The organism is Saccharopolyspora montiporae, from assembly GCF_015209505.1.
Taxonomy (GTDB): Bacteria; Actinomycetota; Actinomycetes; order Mycobacteriales; family Pseudonocardiaceae; genus Saccharopolyspora; species Saccharopolyspora montiporae.
In genome coordinates this window covers 1-22222 of sequence record NZ_JADEYC010000004.1, presented here as the reverse complement: position 1 = coordinate 22222, position 22222 = coordinate 1, and the positions used below count along the sequence as shown (strand labels likewise).

The 22222-nt window shown below is 70.8% G+C and carries 21 protein-coding genes and 2 riboswitches; of the genes, 8 read left to right on the top strand and 13 right to left on the bottom strand.

The window, feature by feature from the left end; all coding sequences use genetic code 11:
• Positions 1-12 precede the first annotated feature (12 nt).
• The 6 genes from IQ251_RS02005 to ligD all read right to left on the bottom strand — a co-directional run bounded on the left by IQ251_RS02005 (position 13) and on the right by ligD (position 7478).
• Complete coding sequence (locus tag IQ251_RS02005) at positions 13-1005, bottom strand: alpha-ketoacid dehydrogenase subunit beta (RefSeq protein ID WP_193926673.1); 993 nt, start codon at positions 1003-1005, stop codon at positions 13-15.
• Between the two features lie 114 nt (positions 1006-1119).
• Positions 1120-2244, bottom strand: a complete 1125-nt coding sequence (gene pdhA / locus IQ251_RS02000; protein ID WP_193926672.1) for a pyruvate dehydrogenase (acetyl-transferring) E1 component subunit alpha — start codon at positions 2242-2244, stop codon at positions 1120-1122.
• A gap of 33 nt (positions 2245-2277) precedes the next feature.
• The gene (gene lpdA / locus IQ251_RS01995; protein ID WP_193926671.1) at positions 2278-3738 is read right to left on the bottom strand and encodes a dihydrolipoyl dehydrogenase; all 1461 of its coding nucleotides are present in this window, start codon (positions 3736-3738) and stop codon (positions 2278-2280) included.
• 217 nt (positions 3739-3955) lie between these two features.
• Positions 3956-5182: a PucR family transcriptional regulator gene (locus tag IQ251_RS01990; protein ID WP_193926670.1), complete on the bottom strand. Its 1227-nt coding sequence runs from the start codon at positions 5180-5182 to the stop codon at positions 3956-3958.
• Positions 5183-5244: 62 nt separating this feature from the next.
• Entirely contained in the window at positions 5245-6105 is an 861-nt protein-coding gene (locus IQ251_RS01985; protein WP_193926669.1) for an acyl-CoA thioesterase, read from the bottom strand.
• 377 nt (positions 6106-6482) lie between these two features.
• Complete coding sequence (gene ligD, locus IQ251_RS01980) at positions 6483-7478, bottom strand: non-homologous end-joining DNA ligase (RefSeq protein WP_193926668.1); 996 nt, start codon at positions 7476-7478, stop codon at positions 6483-6485.
• A gap of 142 nt (positions 7479-7620) precedes the next feature.
• Here ligD and IQ251_RS01975 point away from each other — a divergent pair, with 142 nt between their 5' ends.
• The 4 genes from IQ251_RS01975 to IQ251_RS01960 all read left to right on the top strand — a co-directional run bounded on the left by IQ251_RS01975 (position 7621) and on the right by IQ251_RS01960 (position 10336).
• A complete protein-coding gene (locus IQ251_RS01975) occupies positions 7621-8352 on the top strand; it encodes a DsbA family protein (RefSeq protein WP_193926667.1) in 732 nt (243 codons plus the stop codon).
• Positions 8349-8978 (top strand): vitamin K epoxide reductase family protein, encoded by a 630-nt coding sequence (locus IQ251_RS01970; RefSeq protein ID WP_193926666.1) that lies wholly within the window; start codon positions 8349-8351, stop codon positions 8976-8978. The genes IQ251_RS01975 and IQ251_RS01970 overlap by 4 nt, the downstream gene beginning before the upstream one ends.
• Positions 8979-9074: 96 nt before the next feature.
• Complete coding sequence (locus tag IQ251_RS01965) at positions 9075-9515, top strand: ATP-binding protein (RefSeq protein WP_193926665.1); 441 nt, start codon at positions 9075-9077, stop codon at positions 9513-9515.
• Positions 9512-10336, top strand: a complete 825-nt coding sequence (locus IQ251_RS01960; RefSeq protein ID WP_370591149.1) for an RNA polymerase sigma factor SigF — start codon at positions 9512-9514, stop codon at positions 10334-10336. Before IQ251_RS01965 ends, IQ251_RS01960 begins: the two co-directional genes overlap by 4 nt.
• 97 nt (positions 10337-10433) lie before the next feature.
• Here the strand turns inward: IQ251_RS01960 and IQ251_RS01955 are convergent, their stop codons facing one another.
• Entirely contained in the window at positions 10434-11183 is a 750-nt protein-coding gene (locus IQ251_RS01955) for a M23 family metallopeptidase (protein ID WP_193926664.1), read from the bottom strand.
• Between the two features lie 1151 nt (positions 11184-12334).
• On the opposite strand from IQ251_RS01955, the gene IQ251_RS01950 reads away from it, so the two are divergent.
• On the top strand, positions 12335-12805 hold the full coding sequence (locus IQ251_RS01950; RefSeq protein ID WP_370591148.1) for a DUF6069 family protein: 471 nt from the start codon (positions 12335-12337) through the stop codon (positions 12803-12805).
• A 66-nt stretch (positions 12806-12871) separates the two neighbouring features.
• Here IQ251_RS01950 and IQ251_RS01945 read toward each other — a convergent pair whose 3' ends face one another.
• Positions 12872-14059: an NAD-dependent epimerase/dehydratase family protein gene (locus tag IQ251_RS01945; protein WP_193926663.1), complete on the bottom strand. Its 1188-nt coding sequence runs from the start codon at positions 14057-14059 to the stop codon at positions 12872-12874.
• A 213-nt stretch (positions 14060-14272) separates the two neighbouring features.
• Here IQ251_RS01945 and IQ251_RS01940 point away from each other — a divergent pair, with 213 nt between their 5' ends.
• Complete coding sequence (locus IQ251_RS01940; RefSeq protein ID WP_193926662.1) at positions 14273-14770, top strand: GtrA family protein; 498 nt, start codon at positions 14273-14275, stop codon at positions 14768-14770.
• Here IQ251_RS01940 and IQ251_RS20180 read toward each other — a convergent pair.
• From IQ251_RS20180 to IQ251_RS01920, 5 genes are all read right to left on the bottom strand, one after another.
• Positions 14739-15551 (bottom strand): glycosyltransferase family 2 protein, encoded by an 813-nt coding sequence (locus IQ251_RS20180; protein ID WP_370591147.1) that lies wholly within the window; start codon positions 15549-15551, stop codon positions 14739-14741. The genes IQ251_RS01940 and IQ251_RS20180 overlap by 32 nt on opposite strands.
• A gap of 56 nt (positions 15552-15607) precedes the next feature.
• Positions 15608-17038: a hypothetical protein gene (locus IQ251_RS20175; protein ID WP_370591146.1), complete on the bottom strand. Its 1431-nt coding sequence runs from the start codon at positions 17036-17038 to the stop codon at positions 15608-15610.
• Positions 17035-17997, bottom strand: coding sequence for an NAD-dependent epimerase/dehydratase family protein (locus IQ251_RS01930; protein ID WP_193926661.1), 963 nt, complete (start codon positions 17995-17997; stop codon positions 17035-17037). The genes IQ251_RS20175 and IQ251_RS01930 overlap by 4 nt, the downstream gene beginning before the upstream one ends.
• Positions 17998-18387: 390 nt before the next feature.
• A complete protein-coding gene (locus IQ251_RS01925) occupies positions 18388-18540 on the bottom strand; it encodes a hypothetical protein (RefSeq protein WP_193926660.1) in 153 nt (50 codons plus the stop codon).
• Between the two features lie 124 nt (positions 18541-18664).
• On the bottom strand, positions 18665-19843 hold the full coding sequence (locus IQ251_RS01920; RefSeq protein WP_193926659.1) for an acyl-CoA dehydrogenase family protein: 1179 nt from the start codon (positions 19841-19843) through the stop codon (positions 18665-18667).
• A 138-nt stretch (positions 19844-19981) separates the two neighbouring features.
• On the opposite strand from IQ251_RS01920, the gene IQ251_RS01915 reads away from it, so the two are divergent.
• Positions 19982-20638 (top strand): TetR/AcrR family transcriptional regulator, encoded by a 657-nt coding sequence (locus IQ251_RS01915; protein ID WP_193926658.1) that lies wholly within the window; start codon positions 19982-19984, stop codon positions 20636-20638.
• A 77-nt stretch (positions 20639-20715) separates the two neighbouring features.
• Positions 20716-20805, top strand: a riboswitch (glycine riboswitch).
• Positions 20806-20905, top strand: a riboswitch (glycine riboswitch).
• 117 nt (positions 20906-21022) lie between these two features.
• The gene (gene gcvT, locus IQ251_RS01910; protein WP_193926657.1) at positions 21023-22123 is read left to right on the top strand and encodes a glycine cleavage system aminomethyltransferase GcvT; all 1101 of its coding nucleotides are present in this window, start codon (positions 21023-21025) and stop codon (positions 22121-22123) included.
• Positions 22124-22222 lie beyond the last annotated feature (99 nt).

The following is a 22222-nucleotide window of genomic DNA, read 5'->3' as shown; positions in this document are numbered from 1 at the left end:
ACGCGGTCGAACTCAGCGGCGGTGGCCGACGGCGTCGAGAGTCTCGTGCACCGCGGTGGTCAGCGACTCCGCGGACGGCAGGGCGGCCCGCTCCAGCGGCTTGGCGTACGGCAGCGGGACCTCCGCGGACGCGACCCGGCGCACCGGTGCGTCCAGGTGGTCGAAAGCGCCGTCCGAGATCGACGCGGCGATCTCCGCGCCGATGCCGTAGGTGAGCCAGTCGTCCTCGGCCACCACCGCGCAGCCGGTCTTGCGCACCGACTCGACCACGGTCTCCCGGTCCAGCGGGCGCAGGCTGCGCAGGTCGACGACCTCGGCACTGATGCCTTCGGACTCCAGCTGCTCGGCGACCTGCCCGGCCACCATCGCCATCCGCGAATAGCCGATGATCGTGATGTCCGAGCCCTCGCGGGTCACCTTGGCCTTGCCGATCTCGGCGGGCTCCGGCTCGTCGGGCACCTCGCCCTTGGTGTTGTACAGCGCGAGGTTCTCCAGGAACAGCACCGGGTCGTCGTCGGCGATGGACGCCTTCAGCAGCGCCCGGGCGTCGGCGGGCGTGCTCGGCGCGACGACCTTGAGGCCCGGCACGAAGGCGTAGTAGAGCTCGATGTTCTGCGAATGCGTGGCGCCGAGCTGCTGCCCGCCGCCGCCCGGGGTGCGCAGCACCATCGGCACGCTGGTCTGGCCGCCGAACATGCCGTAGATCTTGGCCGCGTGGTTGACGATCTGGTCCAGGGCGATCAGCGAGAAGTTGATCGTCATCAGTTCCACGACCGGGCGCAGGCCCAGCATGGCCGCGCCGACCGCGGCACCGACGAAGCCTTCCTCGGCGATCGGCGTGTCACGCACGCGCTTCTCGCCGAACTCCTCCAGCATCCCGGCGGTGATCTTGTAGGAGCCTTCGAAGACTCCGATTTCCTCGCCGATGAGGAAGACGTCCTCATCGCGGTGCATTTCCTCGCGCAGCGTGTCGTGCAGCGCTTGGCGGTAGGTGATGACGGCCAAGGGGGTTTCTCCTGGACGGGACCGCGCGCCCCTCCCGAACGGACCGGGAGGGGGCGCGGCACTTGTGGCGGGGTGTCGCTCAGCGGCTGTTTCGAACGCGGCTGGCGCCGTTCGTCAGAACGATGATGGGAAAACCGGATCGGCGGGCAGGCGCCGGGAATCGTTGGCCACGGGAGTGGCGTAGGTGTGGTCGAACAGCGTCGCCGGGTCGGGGTGCGGGCTGTCATCGGCGAAGGCGACCGCGGCGTCGGCGTCGGCCTGGGCCTTCGTCTCGATGTCGGCCGCCGCGTCCTCGTCCAGGATCCCGGCCTCGATCAGCTCCGCGCGCAGTGCCACGACCGGGTCGTTCTGCCGCGCCGCCTGCGCGGACTCGTCGCTGCGGTACTTGCCCGGGTCGACCACGGAGTGGCCCTTGAGCCGGTCGCTGACCGTCTCCAGCAGCGCCGGCCCCCCGCCGCTGCGGGCCCGCTCGACCAGCCGGTCGGCCGCCTCGCGCACGGCGAGCACATCGTTGCCGTCCACCCGCTCACCGTGCATCCGGTACGCGGAAGCGCGCTTGTGCAGCTCGGATTCGGCCGAGGAGCGCTCGACGGTGGTGCCCATGCCGAGCTGGTTGTTCACCACGACGAACACGACCGGCAGGTTCCACAGCGCCGCGATGTTGAGCGCCTCGTGGAACGCGCCGATGTTGGTGGTGCCATCGCCCATCTGGCACATGACGACCTCGTCGCCACCGCGGTAGTCGATGGCCATCGCCGCACCGGTGGCCAGCGGGATCTGCCCGCCGACGATGCCGTACCCGCCGAGCAGCCCGTTCTCGACGTCGAACATGTGCATCGAGCCGCCCCAGCCCTTGGAGGTGCCGGTGGTGCGCCCGTACAGCTCGGCCATCACGCGGCCCGGCTCGATGCCCTTGGCGATGGCGTAGCCGTGCTCGCGGTAGTTGGTGAACAGCAGGTCGCTCGTGCGCAACGCGTGCATCAGCCCGACGACCGTGGCCTCCTCACCGAGGTTGAGGTGGCAGTACCCGCCGATCTTGGCCTGCGTGTAGCCCTGCGCGGCGCGCTCCTCGAAGCGGCGGATCAGGGTCATCTCGCGGAAGTGGTCGCGGAGCTTCTCCGGGGATTCCCCGGAGAACCGGCCGTGGCCCGCGCTGCGCGCCGCGCTCGTGGAGCGGCGCGCCTTGGTGCTGGTGCTGCGGGAAGACGCTTTGCTGCGGGTGGCAGTCTGCGGCGCCATCACGATCCCCTTTCGAACGACGGAACTCGGGTGTCAGCGCTTCTTCGGCGGGGCCACGTGGATCGGCAGGCCGAGCGCGACCATGGCGCCCTCCATGCCGATCTCCCCGAGGGTGGGGTGCGCGTGGATGGTGTCGGCCAGCTCGTCGAGCGTGGCCTCCAGCGTCATGGCCAGCGCACCTTCGGTGATCAGGTCGCTGGCCGACGGACCGATGACGTGCACGCCGAGCACCTCGCCGTGCTGGGCACCGGCCACGATCTTCATGAAGCCGTCGGTGTCGCCGTAGGACTTCGCGCGGCCCAGCGCGGCGAACGGCATCTTGCCGACCACGATCTCGTGCCCGGCTTCCTTCGCCTGCGCCTCGGTGAGCCCGACGCTGGCGACCTCGGGGTGGGTGAAGGTGGCCGCGGGGATCACGCCGTAGTCGATGTGCGCGGAGTGGCCGGCGATCGTCTCGGCCGCGACGACGCCCTGGTGCGAAGCCACGTGCGCGAGCAGCGCCTTGCCGGTGACATCGCCGATGGCGTGCACGTGCTCGACATTCGTGCGCAGCTGGGCATCGACCTGGACGAACCCGCGCTCGTCGGTGCGCACGCCTGCCTCGTCCAGGTCCAGCTGCGCGGTGTTCGGCTTGCGCCCCACGCCGACCAGCACCACATCGGCCTCGATCGGCCCGGACCCGGCGCCGTCCAAGCCGACCTGCAGCCCGGTCGAGGTCTGCTCGATGCCGGTGACCGAGGCGCCGGTGACGACGTTGATGCCGGCCTTGCCGAACGAGCGGCCCAGCGCCTTGCCGATTTCGGCGTCCTCGGCCGGTACCAGGCTCGACTGCATCTCGATGATGGAGACCTCGCTGCCGAGCGTGTTGAACAGGCTCGCCCACTCGGCGCCCACCGCGCTGCCGCCGATGACGGCGATGCGCTTCGGGATCTCGGTGAGCCCGAACGCGCCGTCGGAGGTGATCACGCCCGGCAGGTCCGCGCCGGGCAGCGGCAGCTGGACCGGCACCGAACCGGTGGCGATGATGACGTCGCGCGCGCTGACCTGCTCGATCGGCTGCGCGCCTTCCGGTTCGGCGGCGTAGCGGGGGCCGCCGGCGCCGATCGGGGATTCACCCGTGGCGTAGACGTCGGCGGTGGTCGCCCCGGTGAACCGGGCGTGCCCGTCGATGAGCGTGACGCCGTTGGTCTTGAGCAGACCGGCGACGCCGTCGGTGAGGCCCTTGACCACGCCGTCCTTGCGCCGGGTGATGGCGTCGTAGTCGACGCTGACGCCCTCGACGTTGATGCCGAAATCGGCGGCGTGCAGGACGGTTTCGTAGACCTCTGCCGAACGCAGCATCGCCTTGGTGGGGATGCAGCCCCAGTTCAGGCAGACGCCGCCCGCCTTCTCCTTCTCCACGACGCCGACCGAGAGACCGCGCTGCGCGGCCCGGATGGCCGCCACGTACCCGCCGGGGCCACCGCCGACGACGAGAAGGTCGAACTCCTGCACTTCGCTGTGCTCCTTTGCCTGCCCACGATCGCCAGAAAACCCGCGCCAGCGCGGGCGAAAACTCTCCGGAGAGTTTCGTGAGAGGGCCCACTCGCGCGCTATGCCCGCTCGCCCAGACTTGCCGGAGCGCGACTGTGCAGGTCGCACATTTCGCCCGGGGGCGGACACGTCCTGCATCCGAGCGGACACGGGCCGTGCGCACGGCCAGGAGCTGCGGTCACTCGCGCAGGCCGTCGCGCAGCCGCAGCGCGGACAGCGCCAGCGACAACGACACGTAGGCGCTGCGGCCGTACAGGGGCTGTTCGATCAGCGCGGTGATCCGGTGCAGCCGGTTGAGCACGGTGTTGCGGTGGCAGTGCAACCGCACCGCCGCGTTGGCCGTGGAGCAGTTCTCCTCCAGCCACGCGGTCAGCGTCTCCAGCAGCATGTCCCGCTCCTTGACCGGCAGCTCCAGCACCGGGCCCAGCCGGGAATGCAGCAGCCGCTGGGCCAGGTCGGGCGACTGCACCAGCAGCGCTTCCGGGAAGCGCTCGTCCAGCGTGACCAGTTCCGCCGCCCCGTGCGCCGACGTGCCCAGCGTGGTCAGCGCGAGTTGGTGCGCGAGCCCGATCTCGGCGAGCCCGCGGACGGCGGGCGAAACCGCCACCCGGCCCCGGGCCAGCGGGCGCAGCACGTCCAGCGCCAGCCGGGGGTCCTGCTGCTCCACGGCCACGAGTCCCACCAACGAGTCGGCCCGCACCTGCCACACCGAACGCAGGTGCAGCCCGGCCAGCGCATCCTGCTGCCCGCGCAGCGCGAAGCTGCCGTCCGCGGACATCTCGGCGACCACCACGAGGTAGCGGCCGGTGGTCGGCAGGTCCAGTTCCTTGGCGGTGCGCTGGGCGAAAGCCGTGTCCCGGGCCCGACCGGACAGCAGGTCCTCGATGAGCGCGTGCTGGCGCTGGTCGTCGCGGCGCAACCGCTCCAGTTCGGTGTTGCGGTACGAGGTGGACAGCGTGGAGGACAAGCCGTCGATGACCGTCCAGATCGAGGTCGCCACACCCAGCACGGCGTCCGGATCCGCTCCGTCGCGCTGCGCCTGGTCGAGCAGCGCCTCCCAGACCACGCGCCCGCCGAGGCGGAAGGTGCGCAGCATGACCTCCAGCGGGACGCCCTGCTCGGCGCGCCGCCTGCCGATCTCCTCGGCGACGTCGTCCCCGTCCGGCCCGGGCACGCGCCCGGACAGGATCTGCAGCACCCGCTCCAGGTACTGGCGGCACCCCTCCCACAGGTCCTCGCGGGGCACCGGGCTGTAGTCGGTCCACTCCGGGTTGTCGGTGAAGATCGCCGCCAGCAGACGCTCGGTGAGCTCTTCGACGTCGTCCAACCGCGCCCTGGCCAGTTCGTGGGTGACGCGGGCGGGCGGCTCGGTGCGGGTACGGGACTCGGCAGGATCGGCTACCACGCCCGCGACGATACCGACCGCGCACCTGGGCGCCGGTGCCGCGAATCCGGCGCCGGTACGGCTCAGCCGGACCCGGGGGGCAGGCGCAACAACCCCTCCTGCGCCACCGTCGCCACCTGCTCGCCCGCCCGGTCGAACACGCCTCCGCGGGCGAGCACCCGGCCGCCCTCGGCCAGCGGGCAGTCCTGGTCGTAGAGCAGCCACTCGTCGGCGCCCAGCGGCCGGTGGAACCACATCGCGTGGTCCAGGCTGGCCAGCCGCAGATCGGGTTCGTGCCGGTCCAGCCCGTGCCGCAGGAACACCGGCTCCAGCAGGGTCATGTCCGAGGCGTAGGCCAGCGCCGCGGCGTGCACCAGCGGCTCGTCCGGCAGCTTCGCGGCCGAGCGCAGCCACACCCGGTGCCGGTCGCCCTCGCGCGCCGGGACCGGCGGCGGGTAGGGCGGATCGTCGGCGTGCCGCAGCTCCACCGGGCGCGGCAGGCTCCACCACTCGGGCAGCCGGGCCGCTGCCGCGCGCTCGTGCAGCGGCAGCAGGTCCTCCGGGGGAGGCACCGGTGGCGGGGCCGGGGCGTGCCGCACGCCGTCCCGGGTGCGCTGGAAGGACACCAGCGCGGTGCTGACCTCCGCACCGTCCTGGAAAGCGCTGACCCGGCGCGCCGACGTGGCCCCGCCGTCCCGGATCCGCTCCACCGCGTAGTCCACCGGCAGCTGCGGGTCGGCGGGCCGCAGGAACAGCGCGTGCAGCGAGTGCACCGGGCGGCCGTCCGCGACTGTGCGGCCCGCGGCGACCAGCGACTGGCCGAGCAGCAGCCCGCCGAACAGCCGCTGCACGGGGATCGCCTGGGTAGCGCCGCGGAACCGGTCCGCACCCGGTGCGGGCGGGCCGTCGAGATCGAGCAGGTCGGCGAGCCGGGGAGCGTCCATGCCAGGAATCAACTACGCCCGCCACCCGCGATCAAGCTGCGGTGACCGGCACCACACCACACCGCCGCCCGGGCGAGTCGTGCGTCACATCCGGGAAACCTCCCGGAAACGGCTAACGTTTCGCGCTCGCACCACGACACCCCGTCCGGGAAACACCGCAGCGCGGCATCCCGAACGCAGAACGAACGCACGTCAGAAGCCGGGGGCAGGCATCATGCAGAGCAGCAGCAGCCGCACACTCGTGTCGGTTGTCGGAACGGTGGCCATGGTCGTGATGACCGTGACGCTCGCTGCTTGGGCCCCGCCGGATTCCGCTGGTCCGCGCACCGCCGACGAGGCGTCGATCAGCGTCCAGCACCGCTGAGACCGCCGCGGCGTCACGACTCGCGGACCACCTCGGACGCGGGCTTGTCGGTGCGCAGTCCGGAGAACCGCGGGTGGCGCAGCTTCCCGTCCGCGGTCCACTCGGTGAACCCGACCTCGGCGACCAGTTCCGGGTCGACCCAGTGCGCGTCGCGCTCTCCCGTGTCCTCGGTGAACGGTGAGCTCGCCCGCGGCATCCGGTCCAGCCTGCCGCGCAGGTCCCGCAGGGTGCGGTCGTCGTACCCGGTGCCGACCTTGCCCGCGTAGTGCAGCCTGCCGTCGCGGTAGTAGCCCACGAGCAGCGCGCCGAAACCGGTCCTGCTGCCGCGGGGCTCGGTGTAGCCGCCGACCACGAACTCCTGGTCGGCCACGCACTTGAGCTTGAGCCAGTCCCGGCTGCGCCCGGCGCGGTAGGGGCGGTCGGCGCGCTTGGCGATCAGGCCCTCCCATCCGCGGGAGCAGGCGAGCCGGAAGAACCGCTCGCCGTCGCCGACGCGGTGCCTGCTCGACCGCAGCGGGTCGGCGAAGGCGAAGCACTCGTGCAGCAGGCGCTTGCGGGTGGTCAGCGGCAGGCGGGTGAGGTCCACGCCGCCGAAGGCCAGCAGGTCGAACACGTAGTAGCGCACCGCGACCCCGGTGCGCCGCGCCGCGCGCGGATCGGTCAGGTGGATGCGCCGCTGGAGCTTGGCGAAACTGGTGCGGTTGCCCTCGAAGGCCACGACCTCGCCGTCGCAGACGAACCGGTCGGCACCCTGCCCGGCCAGCGCCTCGACGATCTCCGGGTAGGCGGCGTCGGCGCGCTTGCCGTTGCGGGTCCACAGCTGCGGCCCGGCACCGTCGCTGCCCGCGATGAGGCGCACCCCGTCGAGCTTGCGCTCGAAAACCCAGCTGGGGTCGGAGAACCGCTGGTCGGTGCGGGTCGCCAGGCAGGGCGCGTGCCAGGTGCCCCCGCCCCAGGAGCGCAGCAAGCCTTCCTCGGCGGGATCCAGCAACCGCAGCGGACCGCTCATCACTCACCCGACTACCCGACCGCACCGCCGGAAAAAACGGGCACCGATATCCCCCCGGTCACTTCCACCTTCGTGTGAATGCGGGAAACTGGCGGCAGAGTGCTCAGGCACGCCCGCCCTACCGCCGGAAGTGGAAGCGCCAATGCCGAAGAATACGAATCCAGTCACCCAGAAAAGCGGTACGTCGATCAACCTGCTGCTGACCGCGATCGTCGTGGTGGTCGCGGTGGTCGTGATCGGCGGAGTGCTGCTGTTCAACCGGGGCGGTGGCGGAGGAGAAGGCGGAGTCTCGCCGGAGCTGCTGCGCAACCCGGACAGCAACGTGCTCGTCGAGGCGCCGGACGACAAGGTCACCGTGGTCGAGTTCCTCGACTACCAGTGCCCGAGCTGCCAGCAGTACTATGAGGGCGTGACCAAGCAGATCGAAGCCGACTACGAGGGCCGGATCAACTTCGTCACCCGCAACTTCCCGCTGGAGATGCACCCGCTGGCCCAGCCGGCCGCCAAGGCGGCGGAAGCCGCCGCGCTGCAGGGCAAGTACAAGGAGATGTACCACGCGATCTACGACAACTGGCAGGAGTGGGCGGTAGCGCCCGGCGGCCAGGACTACGCGCGGGACCCGGCGAAGGCCACCCAGCAGTTCGCCGGCTATGCCGAGGGGATCGGCCTGGACATGCAGCGCTACGCGCAGGACGTGGACTCCGAGCAGGTGCAGTCCAGGATCGACCGGGACATGCAGGACGGCCAGCAGGCCGGCGTGTCCGGGACACCGACCATCTTCGTCAACGGTGAGCAGTTCAACTCCACCGGTCAGGACCTCAACCAGGTCAACCAGGAACTGCGCGGCAAGATCGACGAGGAACTGCAGAAATGACGGCGACCGACTTCGCGGGCGCGACCCCGGCCACCGGCCGGGGTCCCGCTCCCGTCTCCCGCGGACTCGCCTGGCTCTACGTCCTCGGCGGGTTGATCGGCCTGGGCGCCTCGTTCGCGCTGCTGCTGGAGAAGCTGGAGAAGCTGACGGATCCGGGCTACGTCCCGACCTGCAGCCTGAACCCGATCATCTCCTGCGGTTCGGTGATGGACAGCCCGCAGGGAGCGCTGTTCGGCTTCCCCAACCCGATCCTCGGCGTGGCGGCCTTCCCCGTCGTGGTGACCGCCGGGGTCGCGCTGCTGACCGGTTTCCGGCCGCCGCGCTGGTTCTGGGTGGGCATGCAGATCGGCACCACGCTGGCCCTGGTGTTCATCCACTGGCTGGTGGTGGCGAGCCTGTACGACATCGGCGCGCTGTGCCCGTACTGCATGGTCGTGTGGGTCGTGACGATCCCGCTGTTCTGGTACACCACGCTGCACAACCTGACCGCCGGGCACCTCGGGTTCGGCCGGTCGGTCGGCGCGGCACTGGGCCGGTTCCACAGCCTCGTCCTCGTGGTGTGGTATCTGGTGATCGTGGTGCTGATCCTGCAGGCGTTCTGGGGTTACTGGACCACCATGCTGTGACGTGCCGCCCGTTTGTTCGGTGCGGGCGTCGGGTACCAGGTGGCGGACAGCCCAGCATGCGCCTGCACCCGCACGATCGAGACGAGGTGGCCCTGGATGAGTGTGGAGCGCGAAGTCGCGCAGGTCGAGCCGGAAGCGGCCGACGCGGACCTGGTCGAGGTCCGCGTCGCCGCCGATCCGACCCAGCTCGCGGTACTGCGGGCAGTGGTCGGCGACCTGGCGATGCGCGCGGATTTCGACGTGGACTCGATCGCGGACATGCGGTTGGCCGTCGACGAGGTGTGCTCGTCGCTGATCCGGCTGGCCGCTCCGTCCAGCAAGCTGGTCTGCCGCTTCCGCACCGGAGGCGACGGGATCGCGGTCGCCGCCGAGGTGCACAGCACCGACGGCCTGGGGCCACGCAAGGACACCTTCAGCTGGCGCGTGCTCAGCGCCCTGGCCGACAGTGTGTCAACCTCGGTCGCGTCGGACGAGGCTGCCGACGGCAGCCACCTGGTCCGGATCGAATTGACCAAGGGACGGGCGGCTCAGGTGTGAAGCGAGCGATTCCGGACTCGACGGCCCAATCGCGCAACCAGCACTACGACGAGCTCGCGCCACTGTTCGCGGAACTCGCCAAGCTCGACAAACAACGCCCGGAATACACCGAGCTCCGCGACCGGCTGGTGACCGAGCACCTGCCGGTTGCCGAGCACATCGCGCGGCGGTTCAGCCACCGCGGTGAATCGCAGGAGGACCTCACCCAGGTCGCCACGCTCGGGTTGATCAACGCGGTGGACCGCTTCGACCCGGAGCGCGGCGTGGACTTCCTGTCCTACGCGGTACCCACGATCATGGGCGAGGTGCGCAGGCACTTCCGCGACACCGGTTGGGCGGTGCGGATGCCGCGGCGGCTGCAGGAACTGCATCTGTCGGTCTCCTCGGCGATCGCCCGGTTGTCCCAGGAACTGGGCCGGGCGCCGACGCCCAGCGAGCTGGCCGAGCACCTGGAGATCAGCACCGACGAGGTGTACCGGGGACTGGAAGCGGGCAACGCGTACCGCAGCGCCTCGCTGGACGAGCTGCTCACCGACACCGACGAGATCCCGCTCGGCGACGCGATCGGCGACGACGACACCGAGCTGGCCGAGGTGGAGAACCGGGAGATGGTCCGCCCGCTGCTCGGCGAGCTGCCGGAGCGGGAGCGCCGGATCCTGCTGCTGCGCTTCTTCCGGGGCATGACCCAAACGCAGATCGCCGAGCAGGTCGGGATCTCCCAGATGCACGTCTCGCGGCTGCTGTCCCGGACGTTGACCTGGCTGCGCCAGCGGCTCCAGGAGACTCCGGCCGAACCGGACGGCGGCGCCCCGGAGCAGTAGGGCGATAGAGGACCGCCCGGGCCCGTCGGGGGTAGTCGGGCCCGGGCGGTCGCCTGGGGCGGGGCTCTTCCGGCCCCGCGGTCGTGCGAGCGGTCGCTCACTCCAGCTCGATGCCGCGCTCCTGGAGCCAGGGCTGCGGATCGATCTTGGTGCTGCCGTCCTCGATCACCTCGAAGTGCAGGTGCGGGCCCGTCGACTGGCCCTCGCTGCCCATCGTCGCGATCTGCTCGCCGTTGTCGACCGTCTGACCTTCGCTCACGTCGATCGTCGCGATGTGGCCGTAGACGGTGATGGTGCCGTCGTCGTGCTGCAGCCGGACCCACTGCCCGAACCCGTCCGCGGGCCCGGCGCTGATCACCTCGCCACCGGTCACGGCACGGATCGGCGTACCGGTGTCGTTGGCGATGTCCAGCCCGAGGTGCTGGCTGCCGCCGCGCTCGCCGTACTCGGAGCTGTACCCGCCTTCGGCCGGCTTGGTGAACCCGGCCTGCCACGCGGCCCGCTCCTCCGCCTCGCGCCGCTGCTCGGCCTCGGCTTCCGCGCGCGCCTGCTGTTCGGCCTGCGCGCGGGCGATCCGGTCGGCCTCCACGGACCGGGCGGTCTGCAACCGCTCCAGCACGTCCGGCGCGCCCTCGGTCTCCGCGGAGACGAGCTGCACGGAGGTGGGGCCCTCCTGCGTGCCGCCGACGGCGAGGTCCACGTTCGGCGTGGCATCGCCGCCGGCGCCGGCCAGGGGTTGTCCGACGGCGACGAGCGCTCCGGTGGCCGCGGCGGTGGCCAACAGCTTGTTCGGACCGGACAGGGCGGCCTTCGGGGGACGGCCGCCCTGAGCGCGGTGCTTGCCCATCTTCACCTTTCGCATTTCGGGGAGTCCGGCCACATCCGCCCGGGGGGAGCGCGGAAGATCTCTGCGGAGAGATGCATCCGTGACCGAACCGTGATGCACGAGCGAAGAACGTAGCCGAGGGTGACGACCACGCGCAAGACGACCTTCGAACGGAGCTATTTCTCCGACTCCGAATCGCTATCCCTGTCACAATGTGTAACGCAGCGCGGGCGGGAGCTCCGGGGAACGACGCCACCACCACCGGGTCGGCCGACCCATTCCGGAACGGACCGGTTTCCACTGGCACAGCAGATGTCGATCTCCCCGCGACCGGCGTGCGGGCGGTCGCCCCGGGTCCGCGCGGGGATCCGCGGACGCCGATCGGATCGGGCCGCAGCATCCCGGATCGCGAACGCGAGTGGCCTTGCGCACACCCGCGGCGGCCGACCTCGGGAACCGCCGCACCGGACCGGAACCGACCCCGAAGACCACGCCATGACGGGACTTTTCGGACGCGCGGCAACACCGGGCAGCGAGAGGACGAGGACGGCGGGGAGTACCCGGCGCGGAGGACGTCGATCCCATCCGGCACGCGGGACGTCCGGCAGGCGGAGATCGGAGACGCGGAAGGCGCCCGAGGCGCAGCGGCCGCGTCGAACGGTGTCGCGGCGGCGGCCGCCACCGGCCGCGACATCCCGGGCAGGCGATCGCGGGATCCGAGCGATCACTGCCCGGCCATATCTACCCACGTGCCGTATCGCCGGGCCTCAACCAACCGAGTTACTGTTCGGTAGTCCGTGTGGAAGCCCCCCGACGCACGGTAGGCGCCCCGGGTTCGCAGCTCACGCTCCGTGCCCGGGGCACCGCTCCCCGTACCGCGGCCTTTAACGCGACCGCCACGTTCGAGACCTAGTGTGCCTGCTGCGCGTGGCATATTCCAGACCCAGCGGCGCACCGGCATTCACCCGGATGGTCGAATGCAGGACAGTGTGCACCGAAACGGCTCCGTTCCGTGCCGGTGAACCGGGTCCGGCGCCGCAACCGGACGTCACCGCGCCCCGCATCCAACGGACCGCACCATCCTGCGCCTGCCGTTGCGGGACCCGCCGGGCCCAGCCAGCATCGGGTTCTCGCCCCCGCACCGCCCTTCCGGGAGCCCGAGGAGGCAGGCCGTGGTCGACGACTACACGCGACCGATGTACGACGTTGACCGGAGCTCCGACCCCGGCCCCAACCCGAGGCTGCTGTGGACCGGCGGCGTGGCCACGGCGCTGGTGGCGGCCCTGGTCGGGCTCGCCGGGGTCGTCGTCATCCGCGGCATCCTGCACATCCCGGTGCTCGGCCCCTCCCGGCACGGCACCTTCGGCGACGTGAACACCGCGTACCTGTGCGTGGGCGCGGCCGCGGCCGCGATCGTGGCCACGGCGCTCATGCACGCGCTGCTGGTCACCACGCCGCGCCCGCAGGCGTTCTTCGGCTGGATCGTCGGCCTGGTCACCGTGGTGTGCGCGCTGCAGCCGTTCACCACGACCACCGCCGATCTGGAGACGCAGATCGCGTCCAGCCTGCTCATCGTCCTGATCGGGCTCGCGATCGGGACGCTGATCAGCGGCGTCGCCGCCAGCGCTCTGCGCCGCTGGTAGCCGCGCCGCCCGGCGGGGCGCAGGTGCACCCGCCGGGCCGCGAGCCTTCGCCGCCGCGCGGCAGGTTCAGCCCTGCGCTGCGGAGTCGTCGCGGACGCGGACAGGACTGCTCGGCGCGCGCCAGTCCACCGACGGACGCATCGCCGCCACATCCACCCGATCCCGATACCGCTGCGCCACCCGGAACAACGACTCGATCAACGTCTCCGACAACAGATGCGGCTGCAGACCCAACTCCACCAACCCCGTATGCCGCACGTTGTAGTAATGCTCAGCCTGCTCCACCCGCGGATTGTCCAACTGCTCCACCGACGCAGACCCCTCGAACGCCCCCGCCACCACCTTCGCGATCTCGGCCACCGACAACGACTCCGTCATCTGGTTGAACACCCGGAACTCCCCCGCCACCGCCGGCGACTCCGACGCCAACCGAATGCACTCCACCGTGTCACGCACATCGATCAACCCCCGCGTCTGCGACCCCGACCCGTACACCGTCAACGGATGCCCCAACACCGCCTGGATCACGAACCGGTTCAACACCGTCCCGAACACCGCGTCGTAATCGAACCGCGTCGCCAACCGCGCATCCCGCACCGTCTGCGCCGTCTCCTGCCCATAGACCACACCCTGATTCAGATCCGTGGCCCGCAACCCCCACACCCGACACGCGAACTCGATGTTGTGCGAGTCGTGCACCTTGCTCAAGTGGTAGAAGCTGCCCGGCTTCTTCGGGAACAACACCCGATCCCGCCGACCGTTGTGCTCGACATCCAGCCACCCCTCCTCGATGTCGATGTTCGGCGTCCCGTACTCCCCCATCGTGCCCAGCTTCACCAGATGGATCTCCGGATCCACCTCCCGGATCGCGAACAGCACATTCAACGTCCCCACCACGTTGTTGTGCTGCGTATACACCGCATGCGCCCGATCGATCATCGAGTACGGCGCCGCCCGCTGTTCACCGAAATGCACAATGGTGTCCGGCCGGAATTCACGAATCATCTCCGTCGTGAACCCCGCATCCACCAGATCCCCGAAGTACCATTCGATCGATCTGCCCGAAACCTCCCGCCACGCATCCACCCGCACCTGCATCGACTCGATCGGCACCAGGCTGTCCACACCCAACTCGTGGTCATACCCCCGCCGCGCGCAGTTATCGGCCACCGCCACCTCGTGCCCGCAATCCGACAGATGCAGCGCCGTCGGCCACCCCAGGTAACCGTCCCCACCCAGAACCAGGATTCGCACGCCGTTCTCCTTCTCGTCATGTCGGCGTCAGGAGTGCCGGACGCCGAAACCCAGAATCCGCTAAGTCAAGCCAGTAGGAACGGCTTCACCCGATGGATATAACATTCGGCATGTTCTCATTCCTTCCGCTGGTTGCGAAGTGTCCCCTTTGCCACGGGACGACATGACCGCGGCCGCCGCGGACGGCAGCCTTCCGGTACCGGACCGCGGACGATGAACCTGGAGGAGACCGTGCAGCACGCCACCCGAGACACCGGCGCCGAGCACGCGGGCCGACCGCGCCCGTACTGGCACCTGCTGTCCCGGTTCGCCGCGGCCTCCGTCGTGGCCACCGCCATCAGCCAGGTCGTGTTCCTGCTCAGCTACTCGCTCGGTGCCGCGCCGGTGGTCGCCACCGTCGCCGCGTGGCTGGCCGGCGCCGTGCCCAACTTCGCGCTCAACCGGCGCACCTGGGGGAACCGCGGCAGGGTCGGGCTGCGCGGACAACTGCTGCGCTACGGCACGATCTCGGTGCTCACCGCCCTGCTGGCCGCGGCGGCGACGCACCTGGCCGAAGGCCTGGCGCACAGCGCGTTCCCGGACGAGCGGTCGGCTCAGGTGGCCGTGGTGTGGGCGGCGTTCGCCGGTACCTACGCCGCGATGTTCGTGCTGAAGTTCTTCCTCATCGACCGGCTGGTGTTCACCCGCGATCGCCCACCACCCCCTTGCTGACCTCCGGTGGGCCCGACCGGCGCTCCCGCCACCAGGTGCCGAGCACGACCTTCGCGTAGCGGTAGCCGTAGACCAGGTCGTTGCCCTTCTTGCTGCTGCCGGCCGTGCGGGCCAGCATCCGCATCGGCACCTCGTGGACCCGATAGCCGCGGCTGAGCACACCCACGAGCAGTTCGGCCGACTGGTACTGCTGCTGGCGCAGCGCCACCGAAACCGGGACCTGTGCGCGCATCGCGCGGAAGCCGAACGAGGTGTCGGTGACGCGCCTACCGGTCAGCGCGCTGACGGCGGTGGCGAACACCCGGGTACCGATCCTGCGCAGCAGGGCGGGCCGCTCGCTGCTGCCCAACGTGCGCGAACCCGTCGTGAAATCGGCCCGATCGTCCAGCAGCGGGCGCAGCAGCAGGTCGAGCTCGGCCGGGTCGTACTGCCCGTCGGCATCGGTGGTCACCACGTACTGCGCACCGCGCTGCTCGGCGAGATGGTAGCCCAGCCGCAGCGCCGCACCCTGCCCTCGGTTGACCGGCACCTCGCAGGTGCGGGCCCCGTGCTCGCGGGCCACGCGCGCGGTCGCGTCGGTGGCGCCGTCCACCACCACCAGCACTTCGACCGGCAGCCCGCAGCAGCGGTCCGGGATCGCGGCGAGCACCCCGCCGATCGCGTCCTGCTCGTCGTAGGCCGCGATGAGCACGACGACCGGCGCGAACCGGTCCGGGGCGTGGCACCGGGCGAACTCGGCCAACGCGGCGGCGTCGACGGTGTCCGGGAAGGGCTGCAGCATCGGAGCTCCTGGGGTCTCGGTCGTGTTCCGGGCCGAGGCGCCCGGCCGTGTCGCGGTCATCGCTCGTTCCCGGTGCGCGGGCCGAACAGTGCGGTCAAGCCCAGCGCCGCTGCCACGGGCAGCAGCACGAGGCCGGGCAATTGGTAGCGCCAGGAGAACTCCATGGCGGCAGCGGTTCCCAGCACGGCGACCGCGAGACCGGCGGGCAGCAGGCAGATCGCGCGCAGTCCGGAACGCCGGGCCCGCCCCACCCCGAGCACGGCCAGCGCGGCGGGGACGAACGCGAGCCCCAGCAGCGTGCCGGGGGTGTAGCCGCCGCCGAGCTGGTAGGCGCGCAGGAATCCGGCCAGCTCGGGATCGGCGTGCACGGTTCCGCCGTCGTGCAGCTCGGCCCACTCGGCCACGTACCACTGCTCGGCGTGCAGCGGATACTCGGTCTGGAACTGCCAGCGGTGCAGCGGAACGTCGCCCGGGGCCTGCGTCCGGGTGGGCGCGAAGCCCTTCAGGAAGTCGGTGAGCACACCGGCGAGCACGTCGTCGGGCTGGTGCAGCAGGACTTTCCGCGCGAACGATCCCTGCACCGAGCCGAGATCGGTGCCCTCCGGCAGCTCCTCGGCGACGCGGTGCTGCACGGCGTAGAAGTGGATGTAGTGGTCGATCCCGGTCAGCTCGCGCTGCGCGACCGGTTCGTCCGGGCACACCAGTTCTTCGGCGGGCGTGAGGTCCAGCGCCGGGCAGTCGGCCACCACCGCGGTGCGCCCGTACACGACGCTGCCGGTGGAGCCGCTCAGCGCGGGCACCCCGGTCCAGGCGAGGTTGTAGACCGCGTAACCGCCCAGCAGCACGGCGAATCCGGCCACCAGCGCTCCCGCCGAGCGGATCCGGCGGCGCCAGCCGTCCGCGGGCCGGCATCCGGCGGCCAGCAGCACGAACACCGCGGCGGGCAGCACGAGGGTGACCCCGACCAGCCGCACCAGCACGGCGCAGCCCAGCAGCACACCCGCGAGCGCGGCGGTGCGCGGGCCCGGGCGAGCGCGGGTCAGCAGGTGCACCGCGCCCAGCAGCACGGCCTGGAAGAGCAGATCGGACATGATGTTGTGCTCGATCTGCAGCTGGTAGGCGTCCAGCAACACCGGGGCAGCGGCCAGCGCCGCCAGCCAGTTCGGCGCGCCGTGCCTGCGCAGCAGCGCGTAGATCCACACGCCCAGGCCGAGGCCCAGCAGGTGCTGCACGGCGGCGACGAACGCCAGGTCGCCGATGGTCAGCAACGGCAGCAGGAAGGCCCCGTAGCCGATCGGGTTGATCCCGCCAGGGTAGAAGACCCCCAGGTCCGCCAGGTAGCGGAACGAATCGATGTAGAGCAGCGCCGGGCGGTATGCCAGCTGTACCACCACGCGCAGCGCCAGTCCCGCCACCAGCAGCAGCACCAGCAGCCAGTGCCGCCGCAGGAAACCGGGCACCGAGCCGGTCCGGACGCCCCGGATCATGACACTTCGGACAGCTCGTCGGTCCGCCGGAAGTCCTCCCACACCGTGCGCAGCCCGTCGGTCAGCCCGGTGGAGGGCCGGTAGCCGAGGTCGTGCCGCGCCCGCTCGATCTCCACGATCACCGCGGGCATCTCGCCGTTCTTGGCGGGCACGTGGTCCAGCGGGATCTCGCGGCCGGTCGCCGCGCGCACCGCGTCGACGAGCTCCAGCACGGAGAACGATTCACCGGCACCGATGATCGCGGTGCCGCTGTAGTCGCCATCGAAGGCGGCGAGGATACCCCGGACCACGTCGTCGACGTGCACGAAATCGCGCCGCTGCCGCCCGTCCCCGTACACCTGCACGCCGGTCCCGGCCGCGGCCGCGCGCATCAGGCGGGGCACGAAGCTGTCCTTGTGCGCCATGCCCGGGCCGTAGATGTTGGTGAACCGCAGCGCGGCGGCGGCGATCCCGTAGGACCCGGCGTAGCCGGACAGCAGCATCTCGCAGGCGGCCTTGGTGGCGCCGTAGGGCGTCAGCGGCCGCAGCGGCAGGTCTTCGGTGATGCGCGCGTGCCCGATGTCGCCGACCACGGCGTTGGTGGAGGCCAGCACGATCCGACCGCAGCCGCGCGCCCGGCACAGTTCGAGCAGTTCCTGGGTCACCGCCACGTTCGCCTCGTGCGTCTGCGCGGGGTGCTCGATCGAGCGCAGCACCGAGGTGATCGCGGCCAGGTGCACGATCCCGGCGCAGCCGTCGGGCACGGCGGCCGACCGCACGGCGGGTTCGCGCAGATCGCCCTGGACATGCTCCACGAGCCCACTGCGCAGCTCGTCCGGCAGCGGCTGCAGGTCGACGACGGTGACGGGGGTCCCGCGTGCGGTGAGCGCGCGGACGACGGCGCGGCCGACGAATCCGGATCCACCGGTGACGACGACGCGGGGGGAGTTCTCGGCGGAGGCGGCGGAGCTGGTTGGCACGGGGCCGACCCTAGCGTTCTTTTCCACCCATTCGGATTACACCCATTCGAGTGAAAATGTTGTGCCCGATTTCACCGGAATTGCGTTGATTCTTCCCGGATGGGCGCAGAATCCGTTCCCGTGGGAAGGATCCGCGCGCACCGGTGGGCTTTTCCGGGCCCCGAACGGGCGGCAGGTGGGATTCTTCGCGCAGCCGCGGATTCCGGGCGATCCGGATTCGCGGCACACCATTCGCCGAGCCGGACGGGCCGGGCGGAATGCGCGGAATTCGTGCTTCCGCCCCCGGCGCCGGCAGGATCGCGGCGGCGCCGGGAAGCGGGAAGGCGCCGAGCGGTACGACCACCGGCGCAGCGGGCGCGCGGCATGCCGGGCATTCCGCGCGCAGCAGGGTCAGCCCTTGCCGCCCTTGCCCAGGACCCGGTTCTTGACCTGGTCGATCTTCTGCTTGTTCTTCGGGTCCTGCGCGTACCGCTTGGCCTGCTTGATCGCCCGCCGCCCCTGCGGGCTCTTGGCGAACGCGGCGACCTTCTTGAACAACGACATGCGAGCTCCCGGACTCGGTGTTCGACGACCGGACCGAGCTTACCGGGGCGCCGAGGCCCGCCGAGATCGCGAGCGGGTGAACACCGGTCCCGGGCGGAACGCGCCCGCCCGGAACCCGCGCGGCTCAGCCCAGCACACCGCTGACCGAGGCGTGCCCCTTGAGCAGGTTGCGCGCCACGGTCCGCCGCTGGATCTCGTCGGTGCCCTCGAAGATGCGCAGCAGCCGCATGTCCCGGTACCAGCGCTCCACCGGCAGTTCGCGGGTGTAGCCCATCCCGCCGTGCATCTGCATGACCCGGTCGACGATCTCGTTGGCCCGGGTGCCGCCGTAGAGCTTGGCGATGGACTGCGCGTGCCGGGAGTCCATCCCGTTGTCGATCTGCCACGCGGCCTGCAGCACCAGCCAGCGCAGCGCCTCGATCTCCACCGCGGAGTCGGCGATCATCCACTGGATCGCCTGCCGGTCGGCGATCGGCGCGCCGAACGTCTCGCGGTTGCGGGCGTAGTCCATGCCCATCTCGACCAGCCGCTCGCAGCCGCCCAGCGCGCGGGCGGGCAGCATGTAGCGACCGCGGCCGATCCACTGCATCGCCAGCTTGAAACCGCCGCCGACCTCGCCGAGCACGTTCTCGTGCGGGACGCGGACGTTGTCGAACACCATCGAGGCGGGCTGGCGGTCCCACTCGCCCATGATCTCGATCGGTTCGGAGGTCCAGCCCATGTCGCGGTCAGCGAGGAAGCAGGTCACCCCGCCGTCGGCGCCCTTGGCCTTGTCGGTGACGGCGAAGACCATGGTGAAGTCGGCGTCGATCCCGCCGGTGATGAAGGTCTTCTCCCCGTTGATCACCCACTCGTCGCCGTCGCGGTGCGCGGTGGCGCGGATGTTCTTGGCGTCCGATCCCGCACCGGGTTCGGTGATCGCGAAGCAGGATTTGCGGGTGCCCTCGATCGTCGGGAGCAGGTAGCGCTGCTTCTGCTCCTCGTTGGCGTGGAACAGGATGTTGTCCGCGCTGCCGCCGAACCGGAACGGCACGAAGGTCCGCCCGAGCTCGATCTCGATCAGCGCGGTCATCACGGCGGACAGGTCCATGCCGCCGTACTCCTCCGGGGTCTGCACGCCCCAGAAACCCGCCTGCTTGGCCTTGTCCTGCAGGTCCTGCTGCTCCTGCTTGGTGAGCCCGCGCTCGCCGGCGCGCTCCCGGCGCAGCACCTCCGGTTCGAGCGGGACCAGCTCGCGCTGCACGAAGTTGCGCACCCAGTCGCGGATGTCGCGTTCGGTGTCCGACAGCGAGAAGTCGACCATCGTCGGTCCTTTCGGCGAGGAGCCTGTTACTAACAGCGTTAGTTTTGTGGCAGCCTAAGAGCGCGCACCCCGACCGGCAAGACCCCCGGCTGCACCGACAGCCCCGCCGAGGAGCACCGCGACGAGGAAAGGCCGACCGTGCCCAGACCCACCACTCCCCGCCTGTCCCCGGAACGGATCAGGCAGACCGGCCTGGAGATCATCGATGCGGACGGCCTGGAAGCGCTGTCCATGCGCAGGCTCGCCGAACGCCTCGGGGTGCGCGCGGCGTCGCTGTACAACCACGTCGCGACCAAGGACGAGCTGCTGCAGGAGATCGCCAACGGGGTGATGGCCGCGGTGGACGTGTCCGGGTTCGACGCGGACTGGGCCACCGGCCTGCGCATCTGGACCCGCTCCTACCGGGCCGCGCTGGCCGCGCACCCCAACCTGGTCCCGCTGCTGGCGACCGGACCCGACCGGCGGGAGAACGCCCTGCAGCGCGCCGATGCCGTGCACGGCGGGCTCACCCGGGCCGGCTGGCCGCAGCGGTATGCGACGATGATCGGCGCCTCGGCGAAGTACCTGGTCGTCGGATCGGCGCTGGCATCGTTCTCCGGCGGCTTCCCGGACGAACCCGGCCTCTACGACGAGCTCCCGCACCTCAACCGCGCGCACCTGCTGCGCGAACACGCGGCGGAGATCGACGCGGACAGCTTCGAGCTCGCGCTGGAAGCGCTGATCGCCGGGCTCCGCACGCTGCACGGGCAGCTGACCTGGGCTCCGGACGGACAGGTCGGAGCACAACCCCGGTGAGATCACCATCGCGTTCGGTTGACCCGGCCCCGGCCGCTTCGTAACGTTCTGTACGCACAATCGAAAACACGCGCCGACGACGTCGTGCGGGAGAGACTCCGCCCCGGAGCGCCGAAGGAGCAACAACTCCCCAGAAAACTCTCAGGCACCGCTACCGCGCGACAGCAGGCGACACTGGAGAAAAGCAGGAGCAGCACGCTCCTCGCCCACGGTGCAAGCCACCCGACCGGTGGCGAAACTCTCAGGCCAGATGACTCCGGGGAGACCGCCCGGCCAGCGCACAGCCGCGCAGGCCGCGGGCGGGGCAGCCCGGGATATGGTGGATTCAGCGCGCCGCGGCGGCCTCGACCGCCGGCCCGCGCCCACCAGAAGGAGTCGCACCACATGCCGCCCCGATCGACACCCCTGCACGGCGTGCACGAAGCCCTCGGGGCGACGTTCACCGAGTTCGCAGGCTGGAACATGCCGGTCCGCTATGCCGGGGAGACCGCCGAGCACACCGCGGTGCGCACCAGCGCCGGGCTGTTCGACCTGTCCCACATGGGCGAGATCCGCATCACCGGCCCGCAGGCGGCCGCAGCGCTGGACTACGCGCTGGTGGCGAACGCTTCGGCCATCACCGCAGGCCGGGCGCGGTACACGATGCTGTGCAACGCCGCGGGCGGTGTGCTCGACGACCTGATCGTCTACCGGCTGGCCGACGAGGAGTTCCTCATCGTGGCCAACGCGGCCAACGCGGCGGTGGTCTCGACCGAACTCGCCGAACGGGTCACCGGTTTCGACGCCGCCTTCCACGACGCCTCGGACGAGTACGCGCTGATCGCGGTGCAGGGACCCCGCGCGGCCGCGATCCTCAGCCCGCTGACCAGCACCGACCTCACCGAGGTCAAGTACTACGCGGGCTATCCGAGCCAGGTGGCGGGCAAGGACGTGCTGCTGGCCCGCACCGGCTACACCGGCGAGGACGGTTTCGAGCTGTTCACCGCGCCCGGGGACGCCGAAGACGTCTGGCGCGCGCTGACCGAATCCGGCGCCGAACACGACCTCAAGCCGGCCGGGCTGGCCTGCCGCGACACGCTCCGGCTGGAAGCGGGCATGCCGCTGTACGGCAACGAGCTCTCCGACCGGCTGACCCCGTACGACGCCAATCTCGGCCGAGTGGTCAAGCTGGACAAGCCCGGCGACTTCGTCGGCAAGCAGGCGCTGGCCGCGGCCGCGGAGAAGCCCACCGAACGCGCGCTCGTCGGGCTGACCACCCAGCAGCGGCGCGCCCCCCGCCACGACTACCGGGTGCTCGACGAGTCCGGCGCCGAGGTCGGCGTCGTGACCAGCGGAGCCCCGTCCCCGACCCTGGGCCACCCGATCGGGATGGCCTACGTGGACCGGGCGGTGAGCGAGCCGGGAACGGCACTGCAGGTCGACATCCGCGGCAAGGGCGTCGCGGTCGAGGTCGTCGAGCTGCCGTTCTACCGCCGCAACGCCTGACAAGATCGAACCAGGAGGCAACACCATGTCGACACCGGACCTGTTCAACGACCAGCTGGCCGCTGTGGATCCGGAGGTCGCTTCGGCGGTCGGTGACGA